This window comes from Protofrankia sp. Cas3, assembly GCF_963555955.1.
Taxonomy (GTDB): domain Bacteria; phylum Actinomycetota; class Actinomycetes; order Frankiales; family Frankiaceae; genus Protofrankia.
The window spans coordinates 1-6,078 of sequence record NZ_CAUVXP010000243.1; the positions used below are offsets into that span (position 1 = coordinate 1).

4 protein-coding genes and 1 pseudogene are annotated in these 6,078 nt (G+C 70.1%); all 5 read right to left on the reverse strand.

Translation table 11 applies throughout. The annotated features are described in order from the left end of the window. Positions 1-301: 301 nt before the first annotated feature. Positions 302-403 (reverse strand): hypothetical protein, encoded by a 102-nt coding sequence (locus U9983_RS28200; RefSeq protein ID WP_416211558.1) that lies wholly within the window; start codon positions 401-403, stop codon positions 302-304. Positions 404-441: 38 nt separating this feature from the next. Then, a pseudogene (locus U9983_RS26230) lies at positions 442-1,011 on the reverse strand (serine/threonine-protein kinase); the annotation flags it as partial. 141 nt (positions 1,012-1,152) lie between these two features. Continuing rightward, the gene (locus U9983_RS26235) at positions 1,153-2,151 is read right to left on the reverse strand and encodes a lysylphosphatidylglycerol synthase transmembrane domain-containing protein (protein WP_416211557.1); all 999 of its coding nucleotides are present in this window, start codon (positions 2,149-2,151) and stop codon (positions 1,153-1,155) included. A 322-nt stretch (positions 2,152-2,473) separates the two neighbouring features. After that, entirely contained in the window at positions 2,474-4,420 is a 1,947-nt protein-coding gene (dxs, locus tag U9983_RS26240; RefSeq protein ID WP_322756578.1) for a 1-deoxy-D-xylulose-5-phosphate synthase, read from the reverse strand. 271 nt (positions 4,421-4,691) lie between these two features. Further along, positions 4,692-6,014: a class I SAM-dependent RNA methyltransferase gene (locus U9983_RS26245; RefSeq protein WP_322756579.1), complete on the reverse strand. Its 1,323-nt coding sequence runs from the start codon at positions 6,012-6,014 to the stop codon at positions 4,692-4,694. Between the last annotated feature and the right edge of the window lie 64 nt (positions 6,015-6,078).

Sequence of the window (6,078 nt, forward strand, 5' to 3'; positions counted from 1 at the left end):
CCGGCCGGGTCGGGGCCGGCCGGGTCGGGGCCGGCCGGGTTGGGGCCGGCCGGGTTGGGGCCGGCACACCCATCAGGCGATTCGAACATATGTTCAGAATAGGTGTCTGGTCCGACATTTCCACCCCGCCGGGCGACCAGAAGTCCCGTTGATCAGCGCCGGGACATCCCCGCGTTCCGGGCACACCGCAGGCACGGTCCGAGCGCCTCACGACCGGCGGCCACCTTCGGCGGGCCGGACCGAGCCGGACCGGTTTCGACGACGGCGTCCTGGCCGGGCCTGCGAATTTTCGGGTCACGGCCTATTTTGCAACTGTGCTGATCCGCCCGGCCGTGTCAACCTTCCGGATCCGCAGGTTGCCGCTATCGGCGATGTAGAGATTACCGACCGCATCGACCGCCACCCCGTCCGGAAGGCCCAGCTGGGCATCGGTGGCCGGACCGCCGGGCCGAGGCGGCCGGCGGTGATCTGTTCGGGGGCCATGTACATCGGCGTCCCGATAATCGCGCTCGCGGTTGCCGCCGACCCGGTGAGGATTTTCGCGATCCCAAAATCCGTCACCTTCAACAAACCGGCGGTGTCGAACAGCATGTTGTCGGTCTTGATATCGCGGTGCAGTACCCCCGGGGAATGCGCGCAGGACAACGCCGCCGCCACAGCCAGACCCACCGCGCAGGCAGCCTCCGCCGACATGCCGGCCCGGCGACGGGTCAACGTCCCCCCGCCCAGCAATTCCATGACAATCAGACAGAGGTCGTCGGTCTCGACGTAGTCGTAGACTCGGACCACATGCCGGTGATCAATAGCGGCGAGCAGCTGCGCCTCGGCGGCGAAACCCGCATCCGCTCCGTCGTGCCCCTCGTGCCCCGCAGCCAAAATCTTGATCGCCACCTGGCGGTTCAGACCGCGATGCCGGCCGGCCAGCACCAGCCCGAACGCACCCGCGCCGAGTTTGGCGCCCAGATCGTAGCCGGGCAGGGCCGCGGACACCTGCGCCTCATTCACAATCATGCCGGGATGGCTGCCTCGCGGCGTCGTCCACCGTCGATTGTCATGAACCCGCCCATTCCCCCTGTCTGATGGATATTGGGCGAAGCGATCGAAGATCCATCAGACAGGCCCTACAAGCGGATCAGCCCGGAACGCGTCGGCTCACGGTGCCGAAGGATGTGAATCCGATGCTGCTATGGAAGCATCCGATTCACATCCTTGAGAGCTGCCGGGGCGGCGGGCCGGCACCCCGCAGGCCGGCACCCGGCGGGCCGCGTACACCGGTTGGGCGTCGCCCGGACGCACGGCCATGCCGCCTGCCGCCCACAAGAAATCGGCCACGGTCGCGAGCAGCCGGATGACCAGAGCGAGCAGCGTCGCAGGGCCGTGCGCGAGCACCGGCGCCAACGCCAGGATCAGTACGGCCTCGCGCACGCCCGCACCGGCCGGGACCAGCAGGACGAGGAACCCGGCCGTCCACGCGAGCGCGTACCCGCCGACCGAGAGCAGCAGCAGGCGCGGCCCGTGCACGGACGGCGCAAGATCACGTGCCAGCAGCCAGGTCGCGACGCCGTAGAGCACGAAGCCCGTCAGCAGCCAGCCGGCACCGGCCAGCACCGGGCGGACGGCGAGCGGACGCTCCAGCGGTGGCCGGCGCAGTAGACCGAACGCGAGCGCCAGCAGCCTGGACAGCACCGGCGGATACAGCACCACCGCAAACCCCGGTGCCGCCAGCAGCGCCCACCCGTAGTGACCTAATGCGGTCGCCGACACAAACGGCAGGGTCACGGCCGCGGCCAGTCCGCCGCACGGGACCGCCAGCGCCAACACGATCAGACTCGCCGACGCAGCCTTTGCCCGGGGCACGCCGTAGGCCCTCGACAGCTCCATCTGCGCCAGCACCGGCCACACGCTGCCCGGGACGTACTTGCCGATCTGCCCGACGAAGAACACCCGCACGGCCGCCCGTAACGGCAGTTCCGCGCCGAGCCCCACCAACAGCGCCCGCCAGGACAGCACGCTCGTCCCGACCGCCAGCACGGTGACGCCTCCGGCTGCGGCGACGCTCGCCACGGTCAGGTCGTCGAACGACGCCCGGACCGCGTTCCACTGACCGACCAGCGCAAGGCAGAGCAGCCCGACCGCGAGCAGCAACGCCACCCGCGTCAACCACCACCGCAGCCCTCGACGGCTGGAGCCCGGTCGGCCCGGTTCTGGTCGGCCCGGTTCTGAGTGACAGCGCCCGGCCGCCCGACCGACCCATCCGTCAACAGAACGTACATGCAACATCTGCTCAGCGTAGCGTCGATCCAACGATCAACCATCACACCGCCATGACATGGCGCAAACCCGTCGACGCTCCGGCCAGTCACCGGCCCCCGCCGAACGGATCGAACTCCGACAACGCCGAACGGTCCGGCGAGGACAAAGCCCACCGGACCGTTCGGACGGACGCACCGACCCCGAAGGGTTGATGTGGAGCTCAGAGCTGACCGGCCGCGCTTTCCTCCTCGGACTCCTCGGCATCCTCGTCGAGGACGGGCGCACGGCCCGCGACTATCTCGACGATCTTGCGGGCGAGCTCCTGGGCGGACAGGCCGATCTCGGCCATGACCTCCGGGCGCTTGCCCTGGTCGAGGAAGATCTGCGGGATACCGAAGTCCCGCAGCGGTACGTCCACGTCGGCGTCGCGCAGCAGCTGCGCGAAGGTCGACCCGACCCCGCCGACCCGGCCGTTGTCCTCAACCGTGACCACGAGCGAGTGCATCCGGGCGAGATCGACGAGCACCGGATCGAGCGGCTTGACCCACCGCGGGTCGACAACCGTGATCCCGATGCCGTGGCTCGCGACCCGCTCGGCGACCTGCATGCAGGTGTTCGCCATCGCGCCCACCGCCACCAGGAGCACCTCACGCGACGGTGTCACCTCGGGTGAGCGGTAGAGGATGTCGACCGACCCGACCCGCTCGATCGCGGGGATGTCCGGGTTGACTTTGCCCTTGGCGAAGCGCACCACCGACGGACCGTCGGTGATCGCCAGCGCCTCGCGGAGCTCGGCCCGCAGCGTGGGCTCGTCCCGCGGCGCGGCCAGGGACAACCCAGGCACGAGCTGGAGGAAGGACATGTCCCACATACCGTTGTGGGACGGCCCGTCCTCGCCGGTGACACCGGCCCGGTCCAGGACGAAGGTGACCGGCAGCCGGTGCATGGCGACGTCCATCAACACCTGGTCGAAGGCCCGGTTGAGGAAGGTCGCGTAGAGGCACACCACCGGCTTGAGGCCACCCATGGCCAGGCCCGCGGCCGAGGTGACCGCATGCTGCTCGGCGATGCCGACGTCGAACACCCGGTCCGGGAAGGCCGTGGCGAACGCCTTCAGGCCGACCGGCTGGAGCATGGCGGCGGTGAGCGTGACGACGTCCGGACGCTCCCGGCCGATCTGGACGATCTCGTCGGAGAAGACGCCCGTCCAGCTGATGCCGCCGCCACCGCCGGCCGCGGCCGGCTTGCCGGTGCTCGGATCGATGACCCCGACGGCGTGGAAACAGTCGGCGTCATCCTGCTCGGCGGCCGGATAGCCGAAGCCCTTGCGGGTCACACAGTGGACGATGACGGGCCCGCCGAAGTCACGGGCGCGCCGCAGCGCCGACTCGACCGCGTGGACGTCGTGCCCGTCCACCGGCCCCACGTACTTCAGGCCGAGATCCTCGAACATCCCCTGCGGCTGGACGACGTCCTTGATGCCCTTCTTGATCCCGTGCAGAGCATCGTAGAGCGGCGCACCGACCAGCGGCGTACGGCCCAGCACCTGCTTGACGACGTCGAGCACCTGCTCGTACTCGGGTGCCAGGCGCAGCGCGGCCAGATGGTCGGCCAGCCCACCGATCGTCGGGGCGTAGGAGCGTCCGTTGTCGTTGACAACCACGATCACCGGACGATCGGCGGCCGCGATGTTGTTCAACGCCTCCCAGCACATGCCACCGGTCAACGCGCCGTCACCGACGACAGCGACGACCGAGCGGGACTCGCCGCGCAACGCGTACGCCCGTGCCAGCCCGTCCGCGTAGGACAGTGCCGTCGAGGCGTGCGAGTTCTCGATGATGTCGTGCGGTGACTCCGCCTGGCTGGGATACCCCGACAGGCCACCGCGCTGACGCAGGTCGGCGAACGCGTCCGCACGGCCGGTCAGAATCTTGTGGACATACGACTGGTGACCGGTGTCCCACAGGATCCGGTCATGGGGCGAGTCGAAAACCCGGTGGATCGCCATGGTCAACTCGACGGCGCCGAGATTCGGCCCGAGATGACCACCTGTGCGTGCCACCGCGTGAATGAGAAAGTCGCGGATCTCCGCCGCCAGCGCGGGAAGATCATCAACTGCGAGTTTCTTCAGATCGTGCGGATTGCGGACGGTCGACAGAAGCGACACCGGCACTTCCTCTCCGTGCACTCCCTGCCCCCCTTTTGAGGGGATCGGCCCCGGACGCCGCTCAGTCTACGCAGGTCAGAGGATCAGTCGCGGTCACAGACCGGACATGTGAACACGTTCCAAACAGGCTCCAAGGGGGCCATCCAGCGCTTACGATGCGCGGTTTGCCCCGGGGGATCCGAGCCATCCGGCGGCGCCACAGCGTGCGCGCGCCGCTCCCGCCGGGCGTGTCCACCACGATGAGACGGCGTGTCCACCGAGATGAGAGGAGTCAGCCGGGCCGCTGAAGTAACGCCACGCATTCGACGTGTGCGGTCATCGGGAACAGGTCGAACGCCCGCAGCCCGACCATGGAGTAACCTGCCGTGACGGCCACGGCAAGGTCCCGGCCAAGGGGTGCGGGATCACAGGCCACGTACGCGACCGCCCGAGGACGCAGGGCGAGCAGCTCGCGCATCACGCCTGCGCCCGCGCCCGCCCGGGGCGGATCAAGGACCACGATGTCAGCGCCGGTACCGGCCAGCCCACGCAGGGATCCGGGCGAGACCCGAACTCCGCGCAACGACACCTGTGGAAGGTCGGCGAGGCTGCGCGCGGCGGACGCCACCGCCTGCGGGTCGGACTCCATCGCCACCACAACCCCATCGGGACCGACGGCGTCGGCGAGCGCGGCGGTGAACAGACCCGCACCGGCGTACAGATCGAGGGCACGTTCCCCGGGACGTGGCGCCAGACCCGCCAGGACCGCGTCCACCAGCGCCTCGGGCGCGCCCGGATGGACCTGCCAGAACACCCCGGGAGCCAACCTGAACCGGCGTCCGTTTACCACCTCCACGATCTCGTCGTCAACCGGGCGAAGCCCGACGGAGCCACCCGCCGTAGTGATTAATTCCACTGGTGTGACGAGCGTGCTACCACTTGAGACGCTCGCGGCGACCTCAATCTCAATCTCGACGGCACCGGCGCTCGGGTCCGCGCTGGTCGTCGGGAAGGTCCGGCCGGTGACCGCTGCACGCACGAGCGGGTGGGCTATCCGGCAGTCCGCCGCCGCGATCACCTCGTGCGAGCGGTGCCCCCGCAACGCGACCTGGCCCTGTTCGGTCAGTGCGTAACGCATCCGGGTGCGCCAGCCGAGACCGTCGGACGGCGAACCCGACGGCGAACCCGACGGCGGGTCCAGCGCCTCGACCTCCACCGGCCAGTCGAGTCCGGCCAGGCGGCGCAGCTGCTCGCGGACCACCTCGGCCTTGAACCGCCGCTGCGCGGCAAGCGAGGCGTGCTGCCAGTCGCATCCCCCGCACCGGCCGGGCCCGGCGTGCGGGCACGGCGCCGGCACGCGGTCCGCAGAGGCCGCCAGGACCTCGACCGCGTCGGCGCGCCAGTACCGGTCGTGCGAGGTGTCGGTCAGGCGGGCCCGGACCCGTTCACCCGGCAGTGCATGCCGGACGAAGACGACCCGGCCCTCGTGACGAGCCACACACGTCCCACCGTGCGCCACCGACCCGATGTCCAGCTCGACAACCGGCGCGGCCGCGTCAACGGACGCGCCGCCGGCCTGCTCGGGGCGGCCGGGCCGGTGCCCGTGGCCGCTCATCGTCGGGTGGCTCCGGTCGTCCCGGCGTCCGTGCCGGCGGTGTCCCGCCCGGCGGTGTCCCGGC

Coding starts and splice junctions, on each gene's coding strand:
- U9983_RS26245 (WP_322756579.1), bottom strand. CDS start 6,014: ATGAGCGGCCACGGGCACCGGCCCGGCCGCCCCGAGCAGGCCGGCGGC.